Raw genomic sequence first — 21,053 nt, forward strand, 5'->3', positions numbered from 1 at the left:
ATGCAGTTCGGACGCACCTACGAGGAGTTCGAGGTCGGGGCGGTCTACAAGCACTGGCCCGGGAAGACGGTCACCGAGTACGACGACCACCTCTTCTGCCTCCTCACCATGAACCACCACCCGCTCCACATGGACGTCAACTACGCCGAGAAGACGACCGACTTCGGCAAGAACGTGGTGGTCGGGAACTACATCTACTCCCTGCTGCTCGGCATGTCGGTGCCGGACGTCTCCGGCAAGGCGATCGCCAACCTGGAGATCGAGTCGCTGAAGCACGTGGCGCCGACCTTCCACGGCGACACGATCTACGGCCAGACGACCGTGCTCGACAAGTGGCCCTCCAAGTCGAAGAACGACCGCGGGATCGTCTACGTCGAGACCAAGGGCTACAAGCAGGACGGCACGCTGGTCTGCGTGTTCCGCCGCAAGGTCATGGTGCCCACCGAGACCTACATCAAGGAGCGCGGCGGCGAGCAGCCCGGCCGCCCGGAACTTCAGGAGGGCTGAGCCCGATGGCACGCCTCGCCCAGACCGCCGGTCTGACCGACATCCAGCAGGAGATCCTGTCCACGGTCCGCGACTTCGTGGACAAGGAGATCATCCCGGTCGCGACCGAACTGGAGCACCGCGACGAGTACCCGCAGCAGATCGTCGACGGGCTCAAGGAGTTGGGCCTGTTCGGCCTCATGATCCCGGAGGAGTACGGCGGTCTGGGCGAGTCCCTCCTGACGTACGCGCTGTGCGTCGAGGAGATCGCCCGCGGCTGGATGTCGGTCTCCGGCATCATCAACACCCACTTCATCGTGGCGTACATGCTCAAGCAGCACGGCACGCAGGAGCAGAAGGACCACTTCCTGCCGCGGATGGCGGCCGGCGACATCCGGGGCGCCTTCTCGATGTCGGAGCCGGGTCTCGGCTCGGACGTGTCCGCCATCACCTCCAAGGCGGTCAAGGACGGTGACGAATACGTCCTCAACGGCCAGAAGATGTGGCTGACGAACGGCGGAACGTCAAGTCTGGTCGCCGTTCTCGTCCGAAGTGATGAAGGACACCCTGAGGGCACCGCGCCCCACAAGTCGATGACCACCTTCCTGATCGAGAAGGAGCCCGGCTTCGGAGAGGTCCGTCCGGGCCTCACCATCCCCGGGAAGATCGACAAGATGGGCTACAAGGGTGTCGACACCACCGAGCTGATCATGGATGGCCTGCGGCTTCCCGCCGATCGGGTGCTCGGCGGGACCACCGGCCGAGGTTTTTACCAAATGATGGACGGCGTGGAGGTGGGCCGCGTGAATGTGGCGGCGCGTGGTTGCGGCGTCGCTCAGCGTGCCTTCGAGCTGGGCGTCCAGTACGCCCAGCAGCGTCACACTTTCGGCAAGCCGATCGCCCAGCACCAGGCGATTCAGTTCAAGCTGGCCGAGATGGCTACCAAGGTCGAGGCCGCGCATGCGATGATGGTCAACGCGGCACGCAAAAAGGACTCCGGGGAGCGAAACGACCTTGAGGCAGGGATGGCGAAGTACCTCGCCTCCGAGTACTGCAAGGAGGTCGTGGAAGACGCCTTCCGGATCCACGGCGGCTACGGCTTCTCCAAGGAGTACGAGATCGAGCGTCTCTACCGTGAGGCCCCGATGCTGCTGATCGGTGAAGGTACCGCCGAAATCCAGAAAATGATCATCGGTCGCAGGCTGCTCGAAGAGTATCGGTTCCAGGGTTAGATGTCCGGATACGGGGTGTTTTCTTGGAGAAGAAGATCACACCCCGTGCATGGACTTCAGCCGCCGACTCGGCTTCCTGGCTTGCCCAGTTGTGGCCCACGACCGGTACGATCCCGGAAAGCCGCCGTCCCCCGTCTAGTGCGCGGCATCATCCGCTACGAAGGTCATCCATGCCCCACAGCCAAACCTCTGCACCTCGCGACAGCCTGGCAGGCGTACGCCTGGCCCGCGGAGCATCGCCGTGGCTCCTTCCGACCGTCGCCACCGCAGCCGTCAGCCTGCTGCGCGCACGCCGCTCCGGCGTCGCGAAGGCCGTCGCCGTGCCCACCACCGCGCTCGCGGCGGGCATGCTGTGGTTCTTCCGCGACCCCGAGCGCGAGATCGCCCCGGGCCGGGTCATCTCCCCGGCCGACGGCGTGGTGCAGAGCATCATGCCGTGGAAGGACGGTCGCACCCGCGTCGCGATCTTCATGAGCCCGCTCAACGTCCACGTCAACCGCGCGCCGCTCTCCGGCACGGTGACGTCGGTCGAGCACATCCCCGGCGGGTTCGTTCCGGCGTTCAACAAGGAGAGCGAGAACAACGAGCGCGTCGTCTGGCACTTCGACACCGAACTCGGTGACATCGAGATGATCCAGATCGCCGGCGCGGTGGCCCGTCGCATCGTGCCGTACATCCCGCAGGGGACGAAGGTCGAGCAGGGTGACCGCATCGGGCTGATCCGCTTCGGCTCGCGTGTCGACATCTACCTGCCCGAGGGCGTGGAGGTCGCGGTCGAGGTCGGACAGAAGACGGTGGCTGGGGTGACTCGCATTGACCGTGATTGATCCCGAGACCCAGGCGGGCTGGGTGCCCGAGGCCGACGAGGTCGACGACGAGGAGGAGATGCCTCTTTCTCTCCGCCTGTCGATAGCGGACACCCTCACCCTCGGCAATGCCACGTGCGGCTTCATGGCGGTGTACTTCACCACCACCGGCATCCTGATCCCGCACCTCACCGACAGCCAGGAATCCGGCATGGCGCGCAACAGCGCGGCCACCGCGGTCATCCTGATGCTGTGCGCGGCGGTCTTCGACCTGTTCGACGGCCTGGTGGCGCGCAAGCTGCGGTCCTCGCCGATGGGCGCGGAGCTGGACAACCTCTCCGACCTGATCAGCTTCGGCCTCGCGCCGGCGTACTTCGTCCTCGTCTACGGCATGGTGGCGGACGACGCTTCGCAGAAGGTGGCCGCGGTCGGGGCCGTGGTGGTGCTGCTCGCGGTGGTGCTGAGACTCGCGCGGTTCTCCTGTGTGACGGTGAAGGACGGCACCTTCCAGGGCATGCCGTCGCCGTTCGGCGCGCTGACCGTGGTGTCGATCGTCCTGCTGGAGCTGCCGTTCGTGGCGACGCTCCTGGCGATCCTGGGGACGGCGTGGCTGATGGTGAGCCGGGTCGAGTACCCGAAGCCGCGGGGCCGCCTCGCGGTCGGGATGCTCTCCTGGATCGTCCTGGGCATGGGCCTGCTCGCGGCCTGGGCGTTCGGCGCCCCGGGCGGCCAGCTGCTGCTGCAGACGGGGTGCGCGCTCCAGCTGGTCATGGGCGCGGTGATCCCCCTGTTCGCCACGGCCCGCCGGGTGAACAACTTCCGCGACAACAGGCGCGAGGCGAGGGCGGCACAGCTGCCGTAGCCTCCGCGGCACACTTTTCGAGGGGCCCGAACCGCTACCGGTTCGGGCCCCTCGTCGTTGCGGTCCGGGTGAGCCTATGTGGCGGGGTGCCCGGTAACAGGGGCGGGGAGTACAGCGGGCTGCCGACCGCAGGAGCCCCAGGAGCCCTGGAGGCGTTCGGAGGGATCCGCGTCTCGGCCGCCGAGCGCACCTCCGGCACCGCGACCGGGATACGGCCCCTCACCTGGTCCGCCCAGCACCCACCCTCAGTCGCTCACGCCCCCGGCGTGTACCCCTCCGCCGTCTCCGACGCCCCCGCCTCCCGTACGACCTTCATGCCGCCCGTCACGTTCTTGTCGGGCTGGAGGATCACGCTCTCCCGGGACGACGGGGACTTCGGGTCGGTGAAGTCCTGGGTGACGCCGAAGCCGATGTCGTAGGAGTTGATCGACAGCAGGGCCTTGTCGACGCCCTCCCGGGTGAGGTCCTTGCTGGTGCATGCCTTCTTCAGGGCCTCGCCGAAGGCGGACGCGGCGGTCCAGCCGGCGACGATGCCGTTGTCCAGGGCGTCGTCCGGGTAGGCGGCGCGGTAGTCGGCGACCAGCTTCTCCGCCTGCGGGGTGTCCGCGCCGATGGGGAGCGAGGGCGAGGCCACGTAGTAGTTCTTCGTCAGGGCCGGACCCGCCTGGGTGGCGAGCAGTTGCGGCGCGAACGCCGAGTTGTTGCCGATCACCGGCACGTCGAAGCCGCTCGCCGCCGCCACTCCCACCAGCGAGGCCGCCTGCCGCGGCCCCGCGCTGATCACGACCGCCTTGACCCCGGCCTGCTTGAGCGCGGTGACCTGGGCCGTCATGTCGTTGTCGGTCGGCTTGATCTTCTGCTCGACGACGGTCAGGCCGGCCTCCTTCGCGATGTGCTTCGAACCGGCCAGCGCGCTCTCGCCGTAGTCGCCCTCGAAGTAGACGTGGCCGATCTTGTCGCCCTTGCTGATCCCCTTCTCCTTGATCAGGAAGTCGACCGCGTTGATCGTCTCGACGTCGTACGTCGACCCGATGACCCGGATGTAGGGGCTGCCCAGCAGTGCCGAGGACCAGGCCTGCGGCAGCACCAGCGCCTTGTCCTGGCCGTCGATCCGCTGCTTGACCGCCGCGACGAAGGGCGAGCCGATGAACTGGGTGAAGCCCAGCACCTTCGGCTCCAGCTCGGTGTAGCCGGAGACGGCCTTCTGCGGGTCGTAGCCGTGGTCGCGAACCGACAGGGCCACCTGGTAGCCGCAGACGCCCCCGGCGGCGTTGAGCTGCTTCACGTACAGCTGCTGGGCCTGGGTGACGCTCTTGCCGAGGGTCGCGTAGACGCCGGTCATGTCGGTGAGCGCGCCGAGAGTGATGGTCTTCCCGGAGACGCCCTCCCCGGTCCGCACCCCGCCCGCGCCCGCCTTGTCGCCGTCCCCGCCCGCGTCCTTGGCCTTGGAGCTGCACCCGGCCACCAGCAGCAGGGCGGCGAGGGCACCGGCGGCGGTCCTGGTCATGTACGTCGTCGTGCTCATCGTTCCTCCGTGTGGGTTCCCGTGTCGTTTCCGGTGCGACGCCGGGCGGCCGTGCCGACCAGGCCGCCGGGCAGGAAGAGCACCACCAGCACGACGGCGGCGCCGTAGAGGTACCGGGAGGCCTCGCCCGGTGCGATCCCGCCCGTGCCGGGGGCGGAGACGAGCGGCAGCGCGTCGCTCCAGCGGGTCAGCAGCTGCGGCAGCAAGGAGACGAAGACGGCTCCCGCCACCGCTCCGGAGACCGAGCCGAGGCCGCCGATGACGATCATCGCGAGGTACTCCAGCGAGAGCGTGATGCCGAAGTAGTCGGGCACGGTCCGCTGGAAGACCAGCGCGAGCAGGACGCCCGCCAGGCCCGCGTACATCGAGGACAGCACGAAGACCGCGGCCCGCTGCCGGGCGACCGGCACCCCCAGCACGCCGGCGGCGATGCGGTGGTCCCGGACGGCGTTCATCGCCCGGCCCGGGCGGCCGCGCAGGACACCCCGGGCGAACAGCGCGCCCGCCGCCAGCAGGACGAGACCCGCGTACCAGAGCTTCTCCGCCGACCCGAACGGTACGGCGGCGACGAGGAGTTCGCTGTCGTCGAAGGTGAGGCCGAACAGGCTCAGCGGCGGTACGTCCCGGCCGTTGGCGCCGCCGGTCAGGTCGTGCGCGTTGAACATCACGTGCTGGCCGATGAAGACGAGCGCGAGCGTGGCGATGCCGAGGTAGGCGCCGCTGAGCCGCCCCGAGATGGGGCTGAACAGCCCGCCGGCGATCCCGGTGACGAGGATGGCGAGCACGGCCGCGAGCCAGGTCGGCAGGCCGAGCCCGGCCAGTCCGTCACCGCCGTCGGCCGCGAACACGCAGTAGCCGTAGGCCCCGACGGCGAGGAAGAAGGCGTGGCCCATGGAGAGTTGGCCGGTCGCGCCGGTGAGGAGGTTGATGCCGATGGCGCCGATCGCCGCGGCCATCGCGAACAGGCCCGCCTGGAGCCAGAACCGGTCCAGGTAGAAGGGCAGGGCGAGAAGCAGGACCGCCACCGCGGTCCAGAGGTACGTCCGTGCGCTCAGGAGCCTGAGCGGTCTCACCAGGGCCTCAGACACGGGCGAGCTCCTTGGTACCGAACAGCCCCGAGGGCCGTACGAGCAGGATCGCGACCATCACCACGTAGGGGGCCAGGTCCCCCAACCCCCGTCCCAGGAAAGCCAGATCGCTCTGGTAGCCGGTCGCGAGGGACTCCGTGACCCCGACCAGCAGGCCGCCCACGAGCGCGCCCGTCGTGGAGTCCAGCCCGCCGAGGATGGCGGCAGGGAACGCCTTGAGCGCGGCCAGCGAGGTCGCCCGCTCCAGGCCCGGCGTCGGGAATACGGTGAGGAACAGGGCGGCCACGGCGGCGAGTCCGCCGGCCACCGCCCACGCCCCGAGCGACACCCGCCCGAGCCGTACGCCCATCAGCGCGGCGGTCTCCGCGCTCTCCGCCGCCGCCCGCATCGCCACGCCCCACGAGGTGTACCGGAAGGCCAGCAGGAAGGCCGTGATGAGCAGCGCGGCGGCCACGAAGGCGGCGATGCGGGTGTGCGCAAGGGAGATCGGCCCGAGCTTCAGGACGGCGTCGCCCCAGGGGTCGCCGAGCGCCAGCACGTCGGTGCCGATACGGCGGGTCAGTTCGGTCGTGAGCAGGATGTCGACGCCGATGGTGACGATCGCCGCCACGCTGTGGTCGCTGCCCCGGTACCGCCGCATCACCAGGAACTCCACGGCGGCCCCGACCAGCGCGGCACCCGCGATCCCCACGAGCAGCGCGGGCCAGAAGCCGAGGTCGTCGTGGAGGGTCGCGGTGACGTACCCACCCGCCAGCAGCAGGGACGCGTGGGCGAAGTTGACGACCTCGGTGGCCCGGAAGATCACCACGAACCCGAGCGCGATCAGCGCGTACACCGACCCCAACGAGACGCCGTTCAGCAGGATTTCGGCGAAGGTGCTCATGACGCCGTCCCCAAGTAGGCCTGTGCGACGGCCGGGTCGTTCTGTACGTCGGCGGGGGCGCCGTCGGCGATGCGGCGCCCGAAGTCCAGTACGGTCACCGCGTCCGCGAGCCGCATCACCACCCCCATGTCGTGTTCCACCAGCACGATCGAGATGCCGAGGCCGTCCCGGACTCCCGCGATCACCGCGGCCGTCCGGCGCCGTTCGTCGGCGGTCATGCCCGCGACCGGCTCGTCGAGGAGCAGCAGGCGGGGTTCCATGCAGAGCGCGCGGGCGAGTTCGGCGAGCTTCTGCTGTCCGTACGGGAGCGAACCCGCCGGGCGGTCCAGACAGTCCGCGATGCCCACGAACTCGGCGATCTCCCGGACGCGTTCGCGGTGTCGGCGCTCTTCCCCGGCCGCGGACGGCAGCCGAAGTCCCGCGGCCAGGAAGCCGGTTCGGGTGAGCCGGTGACGGCCCAGCAGCAGACAGTCCTCGACCGAGGCGCGGGGCGGCAGGGCGAGGTTCTGGAAGATGCGGGCCACACCGAGCGCGGCGATGCGGTGCGCGGGCATGCCGGTGAGTTCGCGGCCGCCGAAGCGGACGCTGCCGGAGGTGGCTCGGTAGACGCCGGAGATGACGTTGAAGCAGGTTGACTTTCCTGCCCCGTTGGGGCCGATGAGGGCGTGCACGGTGCCGGGGCGGACGGTGAAGGAGACGGCGTCGAGGGCGGTGAGCCCGGCGAAGCGGACGGTCAGATCGCGTACGTCGAGGAGGTCCACCGGGTCATCCCTCCCACCGGGTGAGGGTCCGTGCGCCGGTCGTGCCCGCGTCCGCCGCCGCGTCCTCGTCGACCACGCCCAGGTAGCGGCGGCGGACCTCGTCGGAGGCGGCGAGTTCCCCGGCCGGGCCCGACAGGGTGACCTCGCCGACCTCGAGGACGTACGCGTGCGTGGCGAGGCGCAGGGCGAGTGCCGCGTTCTGTTCGACGAGGAGGACCGAGGTGCCCTGGGCGTTGATCTCGCGGACGGTGTCGGCGATCCGCCGGGCCATGAGCGGGGCGAGCCCGAGGGAGGGTTCGTCGAGGAGGAGGACCCGGGGCGCGGCCATCAGGGCGCGGGCGACGGCGAGCATCTGCTGTTCGCCGCCGGACAGGAGGCCGGCGCGCTGGTGCGCGCGTTCGGCGAGCACGGGGAACAGTGCGTGGACCCGGTCCAGGGCCTGTGCGCGCCCGCGTCCGCTACCGCCGAGGGCGCCCGCGCGGAGGTTGTCGGCGACCGTCATGCGGGCGAAGACCCGTCTGCCTTCCGGCACTTGGGAGACTCCGGCGGCGACCACCCGGTCCGGCGCCAGGGAGTCGAGGCGGCGGCCGTCCAGGGTCACCGTGCCCTCGGTGACCGCGCCGCCGTGGAAGGAGAGGGTCCGGCTGATCGCCCTGAGCAAGGTGGACTTGCCCGCGCCGTTGCCGCCGAGCACCGTCACCACGGCCCCCTCGGGCACGTCCAGGGACACCCGGCGCAGGGCGCGCACGGGGCCGTATCCGACCGACAGGCCCTGGACGGCCAGTCCGGCTCCGGTCATGGGCTCCCCCTCGTCCGTTCTCGGTGTGGCGCTCACCCCAGCACCCGGTGGCGGCTCCGTCCACGGGCCCCGACGGAATCGCTGCGCGTGCCCATCGGGCCGGTGCCGTCGTTGTGCGTGCGCACAACACCGCGTGTCAGGGGCCTGTGCGAGGCGGTGTGCCGGTGGCATCCTCCGGGAATGGGAGGGCGACGGCCGCGGACCGGTCATGACTGGAAGCTGCTCGCGGAGTCCTGCACGGCTCTGCTGGAACGGGTGCCGGAACTCGTCGACGAGCACCTGCGACAACTCACCGACCACTCCCGCGTCTACGGGCAGGTGCTGCCGTACGACCAGCAGTGGCGGGAGGCCGAGGAGGCGATACGGATCGGCATCGAGACGATCTCCGCGCCCCGGGACTCACCCCGGCGCGACCTGGAGTACGCCGAGGACGCGGGCCGCCGCCGGGCGCACCAGGGGTTGCCGCTGGGTCTCCTGGTGCACGCCTACCGCAACGCCGGTTACCTGGTGTGGGACGCGCTCGTGGAGGGCGCGACCGGGCGGGAGCCGGAGCGGCTGGCGGCGCTGATGCGGTCGACGACGATGGTGTGGTCGGCGGTGGACGCGCAGGCGCAGGCGGCCTCGGAGGCGTACCGGGCGACCGAGGCGGAGCTTCGGCGACGCACGGACGAGCAGTTGCAGGCGCTCCTGGACGCCCTGCTGGAGGGGCAGGCCACTCCCGGGCTCGCGGCCCGGGCGGCGGCGGGGCTCGATCTGCCGGAGCACGGGCCGTACGCGGTGGTGGTGCTGCGGGCCGAGCGGCGGGAGTCGGCCGAGCGGCCGCTGCGGGGTGCCGGGTTCCGGTTCATCTGGCGGATGCGGGCCGACAGCGAGGTCGCGGTCGTGGCGCTCGCACCCGGTCAGGGCCTGGAGGGGGTGGCGCGCGCGTTGGAGGGGCGCTGTTCGGGGCCGGGCGGGATCAGTCCGGTGGTGCCGGGCCTCGCCGAGCTGGGGCGGGCCCGGCGGCTCGCCGAGCTGGCGTTGCGCACGTGTCCGCCGGACGACAGCGCGGTCGTACGCCTTGATCAGCGGATGCCGACCGCGCTCGTGGTGAGCCAGCCGGAGCTGGCCGACCGGCTGGTGTCGGACGTGTTCGGGGCGCTCCTGGAGCTGGAGCCCGCCGACCGGGCCGTGCTCCTGGAGACCCTCGACGTGTGGCTGCTGTGCGAAGGCTCGGCGGGGCGGGCCGCGGGCCGCCTGTACTGCCACCGCAACACGGTCTTCAACCGGTTACGGCGGCTGGAGCAGCTGACGTCCCGCTCGCTGGCCCGGCCACGGGACCTGATCGAGATGACGCTGGCGCTGGACGCGTACCGGTTGTCGGGCGGGCGGCGGGGTGAGCTCGGACGGGGAGTGCAGACGGCGGGCTGAGCTCGGACGGGGGGCGCAGGCGACGGGCTGAGCTCGGCCGCGGAGTGCAGCCGGCACGCTGACCTGGCGGGGCCCGGCCTCGCCTGCCGCGGCCTCGCCTACGTGGAAGTCCGGCAGGCGACCGGCCCGGCCGGCCTCAGACCAGGAAGTCCCGGCCGATCCGCTCCGCCACGTCCTCCAGGATCGGGCCCGCCTCGGAGATGCACTTCTGGATGTCGGGCTCGGCGTCGGTGAGCGGGTAGGCGCGGCGGATGCCCGCCCTGCCGATGGCCTCCGGCGGCAGCGCGAGGCGACCGCACACGGCGACGACCTCCTTGCCCTTGGCGCGGGCGGCGGCGGCGACGCCCGCAGGGGCCTTTCCGTGCAGGGTCTGCTCGTCGAGCGAGCCCTCCCCGGTGATCACCAGGTCGGCCCACTCCAGCGCGGGCGCGAAGCCGAGGACGTCGAGCATGACGTCGATGCCGGGCCGGAACCGGGCCCCTACGAGGAGGGCGCCGTAGCCGATGCCGCCGGCCGCACCCGCGCCCGGCGAGGCCGCGTACTCGGCGGCCTTCGCACCGACGGCGGCCTCCAGGACCTTCGCGTAGTGGGCGAGGGCGCTGTCGAGGGCCTGGACGTCGTCCGGGGAAGCGCCCTTCTGCGGGCCGTAGACCGCGGGAGCGCCCTTCGGGCCGGTCAGCGGGTTGTCGACATCGCTGGCGAGGATGAACTCGACGGACGCGAGCCGCGGGTCCAGGCCCGACAGGTCGGCCGTGGCGAGGTCGGCGAGGCCTCCGCCGCCGGGGGCGACGGGCTCGCCGTCGGCGTCCAGGAAGCGCGCGCCGAGGGCCGAGAGCATGCCGGCGCCGCCGTCGGTCGTGGCGCTGCCGCCGACCCCGAACACGATGGTGCGGGCACCCGCGTCCAGCGCGGCGCGCAGCAGCTCTCCGGAGCCGTACGTCGATGCCGTGAGCGGGGCGAAGACGCCTGCCGGCAGCCGCTGAAGGCCGCTGGCCTCGGCCATCTCGACGACGGCGGTCTCCGCGCGCACCGCGAAGGCGGCGGTGATCTCCTGCCCGAGGGGCCCGGCGACCGCCACCTCCCGACGCTCGAATCCGGCCGCGACCGCGGCGGCGACGGTGCCGTCACCGCCGTCGGCGACGGGCAGCGCCTCGACCTCCAGGTCGGGCACGACCCGGCGCAGCCCCGCCGTCACCCGCTCCGCGACCTGTACGGCCGTGAGCGAGCCCTTGAACTTGTCCGCGGCGATGAGCACGCGCTGTGTCACGTCTTCCCCTTGCTCTCCGGGCCTCGCGCACGTCAAGGCCAGTCGCGCCGCTGCGACCTTAACCGGAGACCACCCCTGGCGTCATGCACCGCCCAGTCCCTGAGAGGCGCTGAGAGGCGCTGAGACGGCACCGCGAAGGCACCGGGCGGTTACTGCGCCCCTCTGTGCGGCTCGCCGGAATGGGGTAAACCGGAGCTACGACCCCAGTGGACACCCGGCCGCCCGAGCCGGAGCTCGCCGACCGCGTCCTCGGCGGCCGGCTGGGCCGGATGGCGGGCACATGTTCCACAAGCCCGTCGAGCAGCGCGACCTCTGGACGCGGGACCGGATCGACCGCTCTCTGCGGCGGGCCGCCGCCCTGCCCCTGACCGACTACCGCGTCCGACGTCGAGCTTCCAACCTCCCGCCGGCCCACCGCGGCAGTCGTCGACCTCGACCGGCTGGCCTCCTTCGCCCTGCGCCCGTAGCCCCCTTTCGATCGTTCGTCGAGCCAACGCCGTACTCGATGCCGACCGAATCAGCTGGGCATTGTGGCCGATCGACCCCGGTGCCGAGTCCTGGGCGACCTCTCCGGCAAGCGAGTCCTCCGACAGCCGGGCAACCGAGGGCTGGAAGCTGCTGGGTCGTTCTCGTTGCCGTCGGGCCTGTTTCGGCAACGGTCATGATCCACTCGCACGGTCGTCGGGGTGCGGGGTGTGCAGCATCGCGGTGAGCAGGGGATACACCTCCCGCACCGCAGGCTGGTCGCAGCGGCGGGCCAACACCCGGGCGAGAGCCAGGAGATCGGTCCGTATGCTCCAGGAAGCGGTGGCGGCGAAACCGGGGAGCAGCTCGCGCAGCAGCACGCAGGCGTGGTCGATGTCCCCCGCGGCCGCCCGCGCGAGCGTCTGCCGAGTCGCCCAACGGGTCTTGAGCCGACGGGACTCGTCGGGTATGGCGCTCAGTTCCCGGTCGAACATCTCGGCCGCCTCGGCGGGCCTGCCGAGGTCGTACAGGCATCCGGCGGTGGCCAGCGACACCGGGTCCCCGCCGCTCGACGTGCCCAGGACGCGAGTGGGTTCGTCGCTCGGCGAGTCGTCGAGCAGGGAGCGTGCCCGGTCCAGCGCGTGTCGGCACTCCCCGTAGGCGCCGGCCAGTGCGTGTCCCTGTGCCTCGCGCAGGGCGGCCAGGCCCCGGACCCGGGGACCCGCCGCGGGTGCGTCCTGGGCCCGCCGGGCCAGGGCGATCGTGGCCAGGGCGTCCCCGGCGTTCATCCTGATCAGGGCGTGGCGGACGAGTCCGTAGGCGGCGAGTTCGAGGTCGCCGCCGCGTTTGGCGAGGACGACGGCCCGGTCGGTCCACCACATCGCCATGTCGTCCCGTCCGGCCTCCTGCGCCATCCAGCCCGCGTACTCGGCATAACGCGAGGCGAGCAGGTAACTCTCCGACCGCCAACAGCCGTCGGCGTGTTCGGCGACGGTCTGGAGCGTGTGGGTCTGGGCGATGAGAGAGGGCAGGACGGCGGCAGGGCTCGCTCGTTGGCCCAGGCGCCGCACGAGCGGGAAGAGTTCGGCGAACGTGGACACCGTCGTCTCCGCGTCCAGCCCCTTCGGTGCCGACGCCCCGGGGGCCGCCAGGCCGAGCGACAGCAGGGAGGCCGCGCCGATGCCGACCACCTGCCGCCGGTCGGCGGGTTGAAACCAGATCGAACCGCCTTGGCCCATGCCCATGATCCATATCTCGTCATCGTTGGCTGCGTCGGCTTCGAGGCCCGCGTGGACGTCGAGGCCCGCGATGCTTTCGGTGCCGGGCGCCGGAGCCGTCGGTCCGGCGTCGGTGCGGTCCGGGGGAACCAGGGCGGCCAGTTCGCCCTCGGCGCCCAGGGCCGCGTCGCAGCGGCGGGCCAGCGCTGCCGTGGGCCGCCTGCCCCCGGTCTCCACGCGGCTCAAGTAGCCCTTGCTGTAGTGGGTTCGGCCGGCCAGCACGGCCAGTGACACACCGACCGCCATCCGGCGCTGCCGAAGCGCTGGTCCGAAGGAATCCCTGACGTCCACCACGGCTCCCGGCTCACGACGAGGCGTCCCCGAACCCCCGGCGGGGAAGCGGCCCACGGGACCACGCCGCCATGAACACGGGGTGTCACTGAACGGTGACACAAGAGATCTCTCCGGACAAGACGTGCTCGACGGCCCGTTCATCGGGAGTCGGACCGCGATCCGCCGCGCAGCAGAAGCCACAGGGCGAGCCCGCCGAGGACCATTTCGGTGCCGTGGCCCGACCGTCCCGCGTAGGTGAACAGGGCGACCAGCTGGTGTGCGTTGACCAGCCACCCCAATGTGGCGATCAGGCCTTTGTTTCCGCTCGGGATCCGTTCCACGGAGCTGCCACCTCCCCTGGTAGGTGCCTTCAGCGTCTGCTCGCTCCCCACCCGGCTGAAGGGGTTGCCAATCGTCAGGCCGAACTGGCAACAGGCAACACCGAGCAGGGGCTTCCAAACCGCCGGTGATAACGGATCATTGGAGGTGATCTGCCACTACGAGTAGCGTTCACCGAACGCGGTCCGACTCGATCCGACTCGATGCGAGGTGCCGTCGGGGTGACCGGAGTCTTCATCAACTACCGCAACTCCGACGAGCCCTACGTGGCGGTCCTCGTCGACCGGCTCCTCAAGGAGCGGCTCGGCCCCGACAACGTGTTCCGTGCCAGTCGCTCCAACACTCCGGGCAGGGACTTCCGGGACCAGATCCTGGGCCGCCTCAAGGAGTGCTCCGTGCTGATCGCCGTCATCGGCAGGAGCTGGCTGGACACCCGCGACGCCGAGGGCGGGCGGCGCCTGTGGCAGCCGGAGGACTGGGTACGCCGGGAGATCGAACTGGCCTTCGCGGAGGGCTTGCACGTCATCCCCGTGTACGTCACCGGCGCACCCGCCCCACAGGCCGAGCAACTCCCACCGGAGATACAGCAGTTGGCCCACCAACACGGTGTACGGCTGCATCACCGCTCCGCCGACACCGATCTGGAGCGCCTGGCCGCTGTGGTGGAGCGGTGGGTTCCGGACCTCCGGCTGGACGTCCTGCTGGAACGCCCTCCCGTCGCACCTCCCTGGGGTCTGCCCAGCGCCCTGCTGCGTCCCGAGCACCAGGTCGTCCCCTTCGAAGAGCCCACGGGGCGGCGCGGGCTGGAGGCCCTGCTGAATTGGTGCGAGGGGGAGGCGTCGGCGCCTGTGCTCCTGCTCACCGGGGGCGCGGGGCAGGGCAAGAGCCGGCTGGCCCGCGAGGTGTGCGAGCGAGTACGGAGGGAGAAGTGGACGGCGGGATTCGTCGCTCCGGGCGCCTCGCCGTCGGTCCTGGAGCGGATCCACGGCCTGGTCCGGCCCACCCTCCTCGTGTTCGACGCCGCCGAGTCGCGCCAGGAGGAACTGTCCGCCGCCTTCACCGCTCTGGCCCGGCGGCCTGGTGCGGCGCCGCCGGTCCGGCTGCTGCTGCTCGCGCGCTCGGGTGGGGACTGGCTCGACCGGATCCAGGTCGACGACGACCGGGCGGCGGATCTGCACGGCCGGGTCGAAACCATGTCGCTGTCCGCGCCGGACTTACAACAAGCGGCACGCGAGCGGGAGTTCGCTCGCGCCATGGATGCCTTCGCCACCCGGCTGAACATCGCCCTGCCCGCATTCCCACCGCCGGTCCCCGCACGGCAGCCCTTCGAGAGCCCACTCGATCTGCACAGCGCCGCACTGGAAAGCGTGTTGGACCTGAACGGGGGCCGGGTGAACGGTTCGTCAGTGGCGCGGCCCGACGTCTTCGGCCGCCTGCTGGATCTCGAACGCGGATACTGGCTGCGCACGGCCGAGGCGTTTCAGCTGGCGCCCGCGGATCCCGGCCGGTTCCACCAGACGGCCGCCGCCGCCACGCTCTTCGGTGCTGCCGACCACACCGAGGCCGTCAGGACGTTGGGCGCGCTGCCGGCGTTCCGTGGGGCCGAGGGGTGGACCGTGGAGAAGTACATCGGATGGGCCCAGTCGATGTACCAAGGGCCGGCAGCGCTCAACGCCCTGCGGCCGAGTCGGCTCGGCGAGGTCCAAGCCGCGCAGGTGGTGATCCGGTATCCGGACTTCCTGGAGTGTCTGCGGTCGGTGTCCGACACACAGGCCGTCAGGGCGCTCACCGTCCTGGGGCGCGCGATCGCCCGGGATCGCCGCATGGAGGGCCGTATCGCGGCTTCCCTGCGCACCGATCCCGGCCGATTGGCGCCGCTGGCGCTGGATGTCACGCTCACCCTGGAGGAACCCGCCGCGTTCGTCGCGGAGATCGCCGCCACGCTCCGGGATGCCGAACCGGCCGTACTGGAGGCGGCGTTGGCGGCGCTGCCGCAGCGCAGCGTGGTCCTGGCCGAACTCGCGGCGGACATCACCCGGTGGGCACGCACCGCGCATTACGCCCGCGCCGACGGCGATCCACGCAAGGCCGCGCTGCTCGCCCGCCGGTTCGCAGGGCGCCACAGCTATCTGGGCACACGCCTGGAGGAGGCTCTGGCGGCAGCCGAGGAGGCGGTCGGCCTCTACTCCTCGCTGAGTACCACCGACCCGTTGCTCCTGCCCGAACTCGCCGAGGCACAGGCCGTTCTGGCCCTGCTGCTGAGCGACACCGGCCGACACACGGAAGCCCTCGTTGCGGGCGCAGCTGCCGTGGAGCGGTACCGCGCTCTTCCGCCGAGCACCGATCGACGGCATTCAGCGGGACTGGCGACCGCCCTCAACAACCAAGCCATCCGGGCGGGCCACCAGGGCGACCTGGTGACCGGGCTCGCACACGCGCGGCAGGCGGTGTGGCTCACCGGCACGCTGGTCGAGGCCAACCGGCCGGCCCATCTGTCATTGCGCGCCGACGCGTTGGACACCCTCGCCACCCTGACGACCGACCCGCAGGAGGCCCTGGAGGTCGGCATGCAGGCCCTTTGTCTGCGTGAGGAACTGGCCACCGCACGCCCAGACGCCTATGAGCCGCAACTCGCGGCGACCTCGTACAACCTCGCCCTGCTGTCGGCGCGGGCAGGGCGTCCCACGGACGCCCGGGAGTTCGCGGCAGCGGCGCTTGTCCACTACGAGCGGGTCTCGGAACGTCATCCTGGGCGCTTCGAGGAGGAGTTGGCCCGCGTACGCCGGTGGCTCGACCGGCCGAACCCGAAGAAAGGCAGCACGGAACAGTGACCGACGACTCTATCGACGCCCTCAAGAAGGCCGCCCAGGTGGACGGTGACCGCCTGCACCGCGCGGAACTCGAGCGCATTGCCGCCACGGTGACGACCGTGGACGACGGTGAGTTCATTCACGCGGTCACCCGCGTGTGCGGACTGTCGTGGGAGAGCGGACGCGAACACACGAAGGAGCGACTGGAGCTGACCGATGACCGAAGCTGGGTCGACCTCGGCACACCGGGCAATCGGGAACGGCTGCTGCAAGCGGTGTTCGCCGCGGCGATCGTCAACTCCGGCGCCGTGTCGGACACCACCTCCGTCACGCTGGCGGCCCGTTGCCTGCCCGCGGTCGCGTATCTGCAGGCCAGTTCCGTCACGGTGGGAGAGACGGGGCTCCGGCTCGAACTGCGGCTGCGCCCGGGGCCGTTCGTTCTCCCCGACGATCTCGTGACGGAGATCAACGCCGAGGACTTCAGGGAGTTCGGCGAGGAACTCGCAGCCTCCGGGCTCCACTCCTCCTTCGCCGCGAGCAGCGGCACCACGCTGAGCGTGCAACCGCCGCCGGCCGCCCAAGACCGGAACTGAGGCGTCGGGCCGACTCGTCGACGATCGACTCGTACGGACTCGTACAGAAAGGAGTCCCGGTGGACGGCCACCTCTCGCATGTCCTGGGCCTGACCAGTCCAGACGCCCATGTCATGACCGGCTCGTACGCCTACAGTGGCTGGAACGTGGTCCACGTAGCCGGGACAGGCCTCCTGCGTGCCATGATGCCCACCCAGCACGAGGCGGAGCATGCCGCGCTCAATGCCTCCAGTGCCTGGGGCACGGCGCTGCTCGCCTTCCATGTCGCCCACCTCAAGACCGGCGATCCGACCTACCTCGACACGCTTCGAGAGCTGGTCGAGCGCTGCCGTACCACCCATGAGGCGTACGCCACCCACGCCTCGGTCCTCGGGATCTGCTCACGTTCCGAGCTGACGCCGGAGGAGCTGCTCGCCGACTATCCGGAGTACGTCCGCTTCCATGAACTCGCCCAGCGGACCGGCCCTGATCCGGAGACGCTCCCCTACTGGCACGGCGTCGCGGTCGAGAGCGCGCTGATGGCGTGCATGCAGACGCCGATCCTGGACCGGCTGGCCGAGTGCGGCTTCGCGAGATTCTCCCCGCCCGCACGGGTCCTGCGCGACTCAGACAGTCCCGACGCCCGTTTCCGCGCCCTGCGCAGGCAGAACACCGGCCTGTGGACGGAGTTGGAACGGATGCTGGCCGACGCCCTCGGCTCCGAAGTGTGGGAGCAGTTACGGCACACGGCCACCGCCGACATCGAGGGTGTCGGCGCCTTCGGCACCGAGGTCTGGAACCGGCTCCAGGCGGTCACATTCACCACGGCGTCCAGCGCGCTGCGCGAACTGGGCTTCGCCACACCGACGATCGAGGCAATGATGGCGGCCAGTGAGGAGACTTTGAAGATCCTGCGCGGGGTCGTCCCGGAGGCGGAGCGGATCTTCGTCCCGCCCGGCAGTTTCCACACGGACGCGTTGAGCCTGTTCGAGCTGGAGAATCTCACGCTGCGCACGCCCCGCCCGGCGAGGGTCCGGCGCTGGGCCGACCGCGGGGCCACCGCGCTGACATCGGGCGCGTCCCCTCGTACGCATGTGTACGTCTGCGTCCGCTCCCTGGAGCGCCTGCGAGTGCAGTTCGACCTCGACGCCGGCCATCTCGCGGATCTCGCCCCCCTCACTCCCGTGGTGGCCGTCCTGGTGCCGGCGGACGAGCGCACCGGGCGCCCGGTGGAGCTCTTCGTCGTCGACGACCCGGGGCAGCTCGCCGAGATCCCGGCGGCGGGCACTGACCTGGGCGTCGTGGTGAACTACTCGCTCGCGTGCAGCCTTCGGAGAACCTGGGCCACCGCCTGGCTGCCGAGGCTGCGCACACTGGGCGAGACGACGGCGCTGTTCGACACCCTCCCCCGACGTACCGTGCCGCTCCTGCTGGAGTCCGGTCATCCCCTGCGGTACGCGCTGATCGCCGTACGTGACGGGGGGCACGAGTCCTTCGTCCTATGTGTGCGGCTGGGCGACGATCCGCTTCTGCTGCTGCCGTGCAGCTTCGCCGCGGGCCAGGCGATGGCGAGCTGGATCCACTACGCCTCGGGCGAGCGGCTGCGGTCGGATCTCGCTGTGCTCGGCCGCGACGAGCAGCATCTGGTCCCCGTCGTGGTCGGTCATCTCGTCGGCGAGGAAGCCGTCATCGGCTTCTGGGCGGCCTGACATGGGTACATCCTCGGGCGCCTTCGACCACGACGGTTGGTGGATCTCCCAGCCCGGCGACGATCCCAGGAGCACGCAGTTCGCTTCGGCGCACGAGTCACACCACAAACAGCTGCAGGATTCGACGAGTTACGGCGCTGTCGCCCGTGTCTACCACGAGCTGGGCAAGGCCACCGGGCAGGCACGGTACAGGGAGTCGGCCGGGCTGCTGACCCGAGCGAGCACCAACGTGCAGGAGGCCTTCGCGTCCTGGCTGCCCGCCGCCGCGCTCGCCTGGACGCGTGCCGACCTCGTGCGCGGGTATCCAGAATACGGCCCCCACTACGACGCGTTGGAGAGCCTGGTCGGCGGCGTCAAGAGCCCCTATCTCCGTTTTCACGCCGCGCACACGCTGTGCCGTGCCTGCATGCAGACGACCGCCATCGCCACCGCTCTCCGCGCCGGTCTGCGCAACTTCTCGCTCGCGGACATCCGTGACCGTGACCTGCCCGACTCCCGGTTCGCGCTCCTCCGCAGACGCCCGCCCAACTGGGAGCAGGCCGTGACCCTGCTGACCGCCGAGGCGGAACAGGACGACCGACTGCACGAACTGATCACCGCCGCATCTCTCTCCGCCAAGCTGTTCGATCCCGCGCTGGAGGACGTGTGGCAGCGGGTCAATCAGGTCATGTACGACACCACCGCGGACGCGCTGCGCACAGCCGGGCTCCTGACGCTGACGCTCGACGAACACCTCGAACTGACCCCCGCGCTGCTCGCCGAGGCCCACCGCGTCGGCGGTCGGCTGGACCTCCGACCAGGCCACCGCAGACGGCAGTCGGAGGTCGCGAGTGTCGTGCTGGGGAACGCGGAGAGCGAGGCGTTCACCGTGGCACCGCCACTCCCGGCGCGGTTGTTGCCGCGCGGCACGAATCCGGAACTGATGGTGGCCGACCTGACCGACCCCCATCTGTTCCTCACCCACCGCCGAACCGCCGCGCTCGCCGCCAACTACACGATGACGCCGGACTCCTCGCCCTGGACCGCCGGCATCACCACGGTGGCCCGGCGCACGGTGGTCGAGCCGACGGGACACGTCGTCGAACTGCTGGAGCTCCCCGGCCCCGAAGCGCTCACGGACCTGGCGCTCCTCGTGTTCTCCGTCGCTCCCCTGTCCCTGTTCGCCGAACCCCACCTGGCACCCTGGCTACAGGGCACCTGGCCACGCACCACCGCGCTCCTGCTCGATGTGCCGCTCGCCCCACACCTGGACCTGTGGCTCAGCCGACCCGACGCCCGCTTCCACCACGTGTTCCTGCGGATCGAGTCGTTCGGCCGCGTGGTCCCCTTCCTGGTGGGCACAGTCAAGACTCCCGACGAGAGCCTCCCCGCCCTTCTGATCCGACCGCTGTCCCACGCGGGTGTACGGGTGCACAAGGCCGCGTTCGCCGAGATGTACGTCGACAGCCCGGCGCTCGTGGAGGACGCCGGCTTCCTCGCCGAGCGCCAGGAACTGCTGAACCTCAGCCTCGCTCATCTCGCCGGAGAGGAAGTCCGTTTCGGCCCGTCGACGACACGGATGCAGTACCAGCCGTAGGATCCCCAAGCAGCGGGACCGCTTACAGGCTCTGTTCCGACGCAAGCCGACCGAGTCGCGGCCAAGAGCGGCCCGCGGCATGGACCACCCGCACGACACCATGCGGCGAGAGGCTTCTCGGCTCTACCCGACCTGGCTCAATCAGTGTGAGGTTGACTCAGGGGGTGTCATCGTTCCCCCCTGAGTCGTTTCCTGACCCTTCCAGGGGAGCTCTGAGAACGGGGTTTCAGCGTGTACGGGGCTATGTGGGCGGCGGCACTGATCTCAGCCGCGTTCACGGTCGACACCGTGCGGCAGGCCATGGGCCCGGCGTTCGCGGTGATCCCCGCGAACGGCCGGCTTGCCCGGACCGTACGGTGGGTGGTCTCCCTCCATGACACCCGCCTGACCTGGGAGGAAACCCTGACGACGGTCGCGGAGGAGACCGCGGGGGTCGGCTCGATCCACACGATCCCCGACGCGGCCGTCCTGACCGCCGAACTCCTCTACGGCGACGGCGACTTCACCCGCTCCATCACGCTGACGGTCCGGGGCTGCCTGGACACCGACTCCAACGGTGCGAAGGCGGGTTCAGTGGCCGAGGTGCTCAACGGCGCGGAGACGATCCCGGCGCAGAGGAAGGAACCGCTGGAGGACCGGGTGCGCAGTGCGGTGTTCGGCTTCGACGGGTCCCGCATCAGCGAACTGGCGGAGCGGACGGTGCGGTGGTGGGGACGGAGGGGGCTGGCTGAGGGGGTTCGTCGGGGCGGCTGGGAACCCGGGAAGCCGACGAGGGCGGAGGGAGCCGCTGGGGGTGCCGTCACATACTCCCCGGGCCCGCAGCCCCCTTTCGCGGTGACCACTACCGGCTGAGGTGAGCCATGAGCCGACGGTGCCGATGAGCACCGGAGATCCGCTGGTGGGCAGGGGAAGC

17 protein-coding genes and 2 pseudogenes are annotated in these 21,053 nt (G+C 70.8%); 11 read left to right on the plus strand and 8 right to left on the minus strand.

Annotated features, from left to right (window positions below; genetic code table 11):
• The 4 genes from H295_RS0100365 (at position 1) to pssA (ending at position 3,386) form a co-directional block, all read left to right on the plus strand.
• Positions 1-507, plus strand: coding sequence for a MaoC family dehydratase (locus tag H295_RS0100365; protein WP_007385824.1), 507 nt, complete (start codon positions 1-3; stop codon positions 505-507).
• A gap of 5 nt (positions 508-512) precedes the next feature.
• On the plus strand, positions 513-1,718 hold the full coding sequence (locus H295_RS0100370; RefSeq protein ID WP_020133353.1) for an acyl-CoA dehydrogenase family protein: 1,206 nt from the start codon (positions 513-515) through the stop codon (positions 1,716-1,718).
• 170 nt (positions 1,719-1,888) lie between these two features.
• Positions 1,889-2,545: a phosphatidylserine decarboxylase gene (locus H295_RS0100375; RefSeq protein WP_020133354.1), complete on the plus strand. Its 657-nt coding sequence runs from the start codon at positions 1,889-1,891 to the stop codon at positions 2,543-2,545.
• Between the two features lie 22 nt (positions 2,546-2,567).
• Entirely contained in the window at positions 2,568-3,386 is an 819-nt protein-coding gene (gene pssA / locus H295_RS0100380; RefSeq protein WP_028808900.1) for a CDP-diacylglycerol--serine O-phosphatidyltransferase, read from the plus strand.
• A gap of 253 nt (positions 3,387-3,639) precedes the next feature.
• Here pssA and H295_RS0100385 read toward each other — a convergent pair whose 3' ends face one another.
• From H295_RS0100385 to H295_RS0100405, 5 genes are read right to left on the minus strand one after another with little or no spacing between them, the layout of a single operon-like run.
• The gene (locus H295_RS0100385) at positions 3,640-4,911 is read right to left on the minus strand and encodes an ABC transporter substrate-binding protein (RefSeq protein ID WP_020133356.1); all 1,272 of its coding nucleotides are present in this window, start codon (positions 4,909-4,911) and stop codon (positions 3,640-3,642) included.
• Positions 4,908-5,999 carry an ABC transporter permease subunit gene (locus H295_RS0100390; RefSeq protein WP_020133357.1) on the minus strand — a complete coding sequence of 364 codons (1,092 nt, stop codon included), beginning with the start codon at positions 5,997-5,999 and terminating at the stop codon, positions 4,908-4,910. Before H295_RS0100390 ends, H295_RS0100385 begins: the two co-directional genes overlap by 4 nt.
• On the minus strand, positions 5,992-6,882 hold the full coding sequence (locus tag H295_RS0100395; protein WP_020133358.1) for a branched-chain amino acid ABC transporter permease: 891 nt from the start codon (positions 6,880-6,882) through the stop codon (positions 5,992-5,994). Before H295_RS0100395 ends, H295_RS0100390 begins: the two co-directional genes overlap by 8 nt.
• A complete protein-coding gene (locus H295_RS0100400) occupies positions 6,879-7,643 on the minus strand; it encodes an ABC transporter ATP-binding protein (protein WP_020133359.1) in 765 nt (254 codons plus the stop codon). The genes H295_RS0100395 and H295_RS0100400 overlap by 4 nt, the downstream gene beginning before the upstream one ends.
• Positions 7,644-7,647: 4 nt before the next feature.
• Positions 7,648-8,442, minus strand: coding sequence for an ABC transporter ATP-binding protein (locus H295_RS0100405; protein WP_020133360.1), 795 nt, complete (start codon positions 8,440-8,442; stop codon positions 7,648-7,650).
• Positions 8,443-8,622: 180 nt separating this feature from the next.
• Between H295_RS0100405 and H295_RS0100410 the strand changes: the two genes are divergently transcribed.
• Positions 8,623-9,852, plus strand: coding sequence for a PucR family transcriptional regulator (locus tag H295_RS0100410; protein WP_020133361.1), 1,230 nt, complete (start codon positions 8,623-8,625; stop codon positions 9,850-9,852).
• Positions 9,853-9,988: 136 nt separating this feature from the next.
• Here the strand turns inward: H295_RS0100410 and H295_RS0100415 are convergent, their stop codons facing one another.
• Entirely contained in the window at positions 9,989-11,107 is a 1,119-nt protein-coding gene (locus H295_RS0100415) for a glycerate kinase (RefSeq protein WP_020133362.1), read from the minus strand.
• Between the two features lie 218 nt (positions 11,108-11,325).
• Here H295_RS0100415 and H295_RS47720 point away from each other — a divergent pair.
• A pseudogene (locus tag H295_RS47720) lies at positions 11,326-11,495 on the plus strand (ADP-ribosylglycohydrolase family protein); the annotation flags it as partial.
• Between the two features lie 283 nt (positions 11,496-11,778).
• Here H295_RS47720 and H295_RS0100420 read toward each other — a convergent pair.
• The gene (locus H295_RS0100420; protein WP_199788543.1) at positions 11,779-13,152 is read right to left on the minus strand and encodes a helix-turn-helix domain-containing protein; all 1,374 of its coding nucleotides are present in this window, start codon (positions 13,150-13,152) and stop codon (positions 11,779-11,781) included.
• A gap of 140 nt (positions 13,153-13,292) precedes the next feature.
• Positions 13,293-13,475 (minus strand): hypothetical protein, encoded by a 183-nt coding sequence (locus H295_RS0100425; protein WP_020133364.1) that lies wholly within the window; start codon positions 13,473-13,475, stop codon positions 13,293-13,295.
• Positions 13,476-13,694: 219 nt separating this feature from the next.
• On the opposite strand from H295_RS0100425, the gene H295_RS44590 reads away from it, so the two are divergent.
• From H295_RS44590 to H295_RS42510, 5 genes and pseudogenes are all read left to right on the plus strand, one after another.
• Positions 13,695-16,304, plus strand: coding sequence for a TIR domain-containing protein (locus H295_RS44590; protein WP_028808902.1), 2,610 nt, complete (start codon positions 13,695-13,697; stop codon positions 16,302-16,304).
• A gap of 38 nt (positions 16,305-16,342) precedes the next feature.
• Positions 16,343-16,876: a hypothetical protein gene (locus H295_RS0100435; RefSeq protein WP_158690998.1), complete on the plus strand. Its 534-nt coding sequence runs from the start codon at positions 16,343-16,345 to the stop codon at positions 16,874-16,876.
• A 59-nt stretch (positions 16,877-16,935) separates the two neighbouring features.
• Positions 16,936-18,564 carry a hypothetical protein gene (locus H295_RS0100440; RefSeq protein ID WP_020133366.1) on the plus strand — a complete coding sequence of 543 codons (1,629 nt, stop codon included), beginning with the start codon at positions 16,936-16,938 and terminating at the stop codon, positions 18,562-18,564.
• Between the two features lies 1 nt (position 18,565).
• The gene (locus H295_RS0100445; protein ID WP_020133367.1) at positions 18,566-20,140 is read left to right on the plus strand and encodes a hypothetical protein; all 1,575 of its coding nucleotides are present in this window, start codon (positions 18,566-18,568) and stop codon (positions 20,138-20,140) included.
• Between the two features lie 222 nt (positions 20,141-20,362).
• Positions 20,363-20,845: pseudogene (locus H295_RS42510) on the plus strand (ADP-ribosylglycohydrolase family protein); the annotation flags it as partial.
• Positions 20,846-21,053: the final 208 nt, after the last annotated feature.

The organism is Streptomyces sp. 351MFTsu5.1 (genome assembly GCF_000383655.1).
In the GTDB taxonomy this organism is placed as follows: Bacteria; Actinomycetota; Actinomycetes; order Streptomycetales; family Streptomycetaceae; genus Streptomyces; species Streptomyces griseorubiginosus.

Bases quoted from the DNA above. Each gene is read 5' to 3' on its own strand.
- H295_RS0100385 (WP_020133356.1), bottom strand. From the start codon at position 4,911: ATGAGCACGACGACGTACATGACCAGGACCGCCGCCGGTGCCCTCGCC.
- H295_RS0100365 (WP_007385824.1), top strand. From the start codon at position 1: ATGCAGTTCGGACGCACCTACGAGGAGTTCGAGGTCGGGGCGGTCTAC.
- H295_RS0100395 (WP_020133358.1), bottom strand. From the start codon at position 6,882: ATGAGCACCTTCGCCGAAATCCTGCTGAACGGCGTCTCGTTGGGGTCG.
- H295_RS0100370 (WP_020133353.1), top strand. From the start codon at position 513: ATGGCACGCCTCGCCCAGACCGCCGGTCTGACCGACATCCAGCAGGAG.
- H295_RS0100375 (WP_020133354.1), top strand. From the start codon at position 1,889: ATGCCCCACAGCCAAACCTCTGCACCTCGCGACAGCCTGGCAGGCGTA.
- H295_RS0100405 (WP_020133360.1), bottom strand. From the start codon at position 8,442: ATGACCGGAGCCGGACTGGCCGTCCAGGGCCTGTCGGTCGGATACGGC.
- H295_RS0100410 (WP_020133361.1), top strand. From the start codon at position 8,623: ATGGGAGGGCGACGGCCGCGGACCGGTCATGACTGGAAGCTGCTCGCG.
- H295_RS0100445 (WP_020133367.1), top strand. From the start codon at position 18,566: ATGGGTACATCCTCGGGCGCCTTCGACCACGACGGTTGGTGGATCTCC.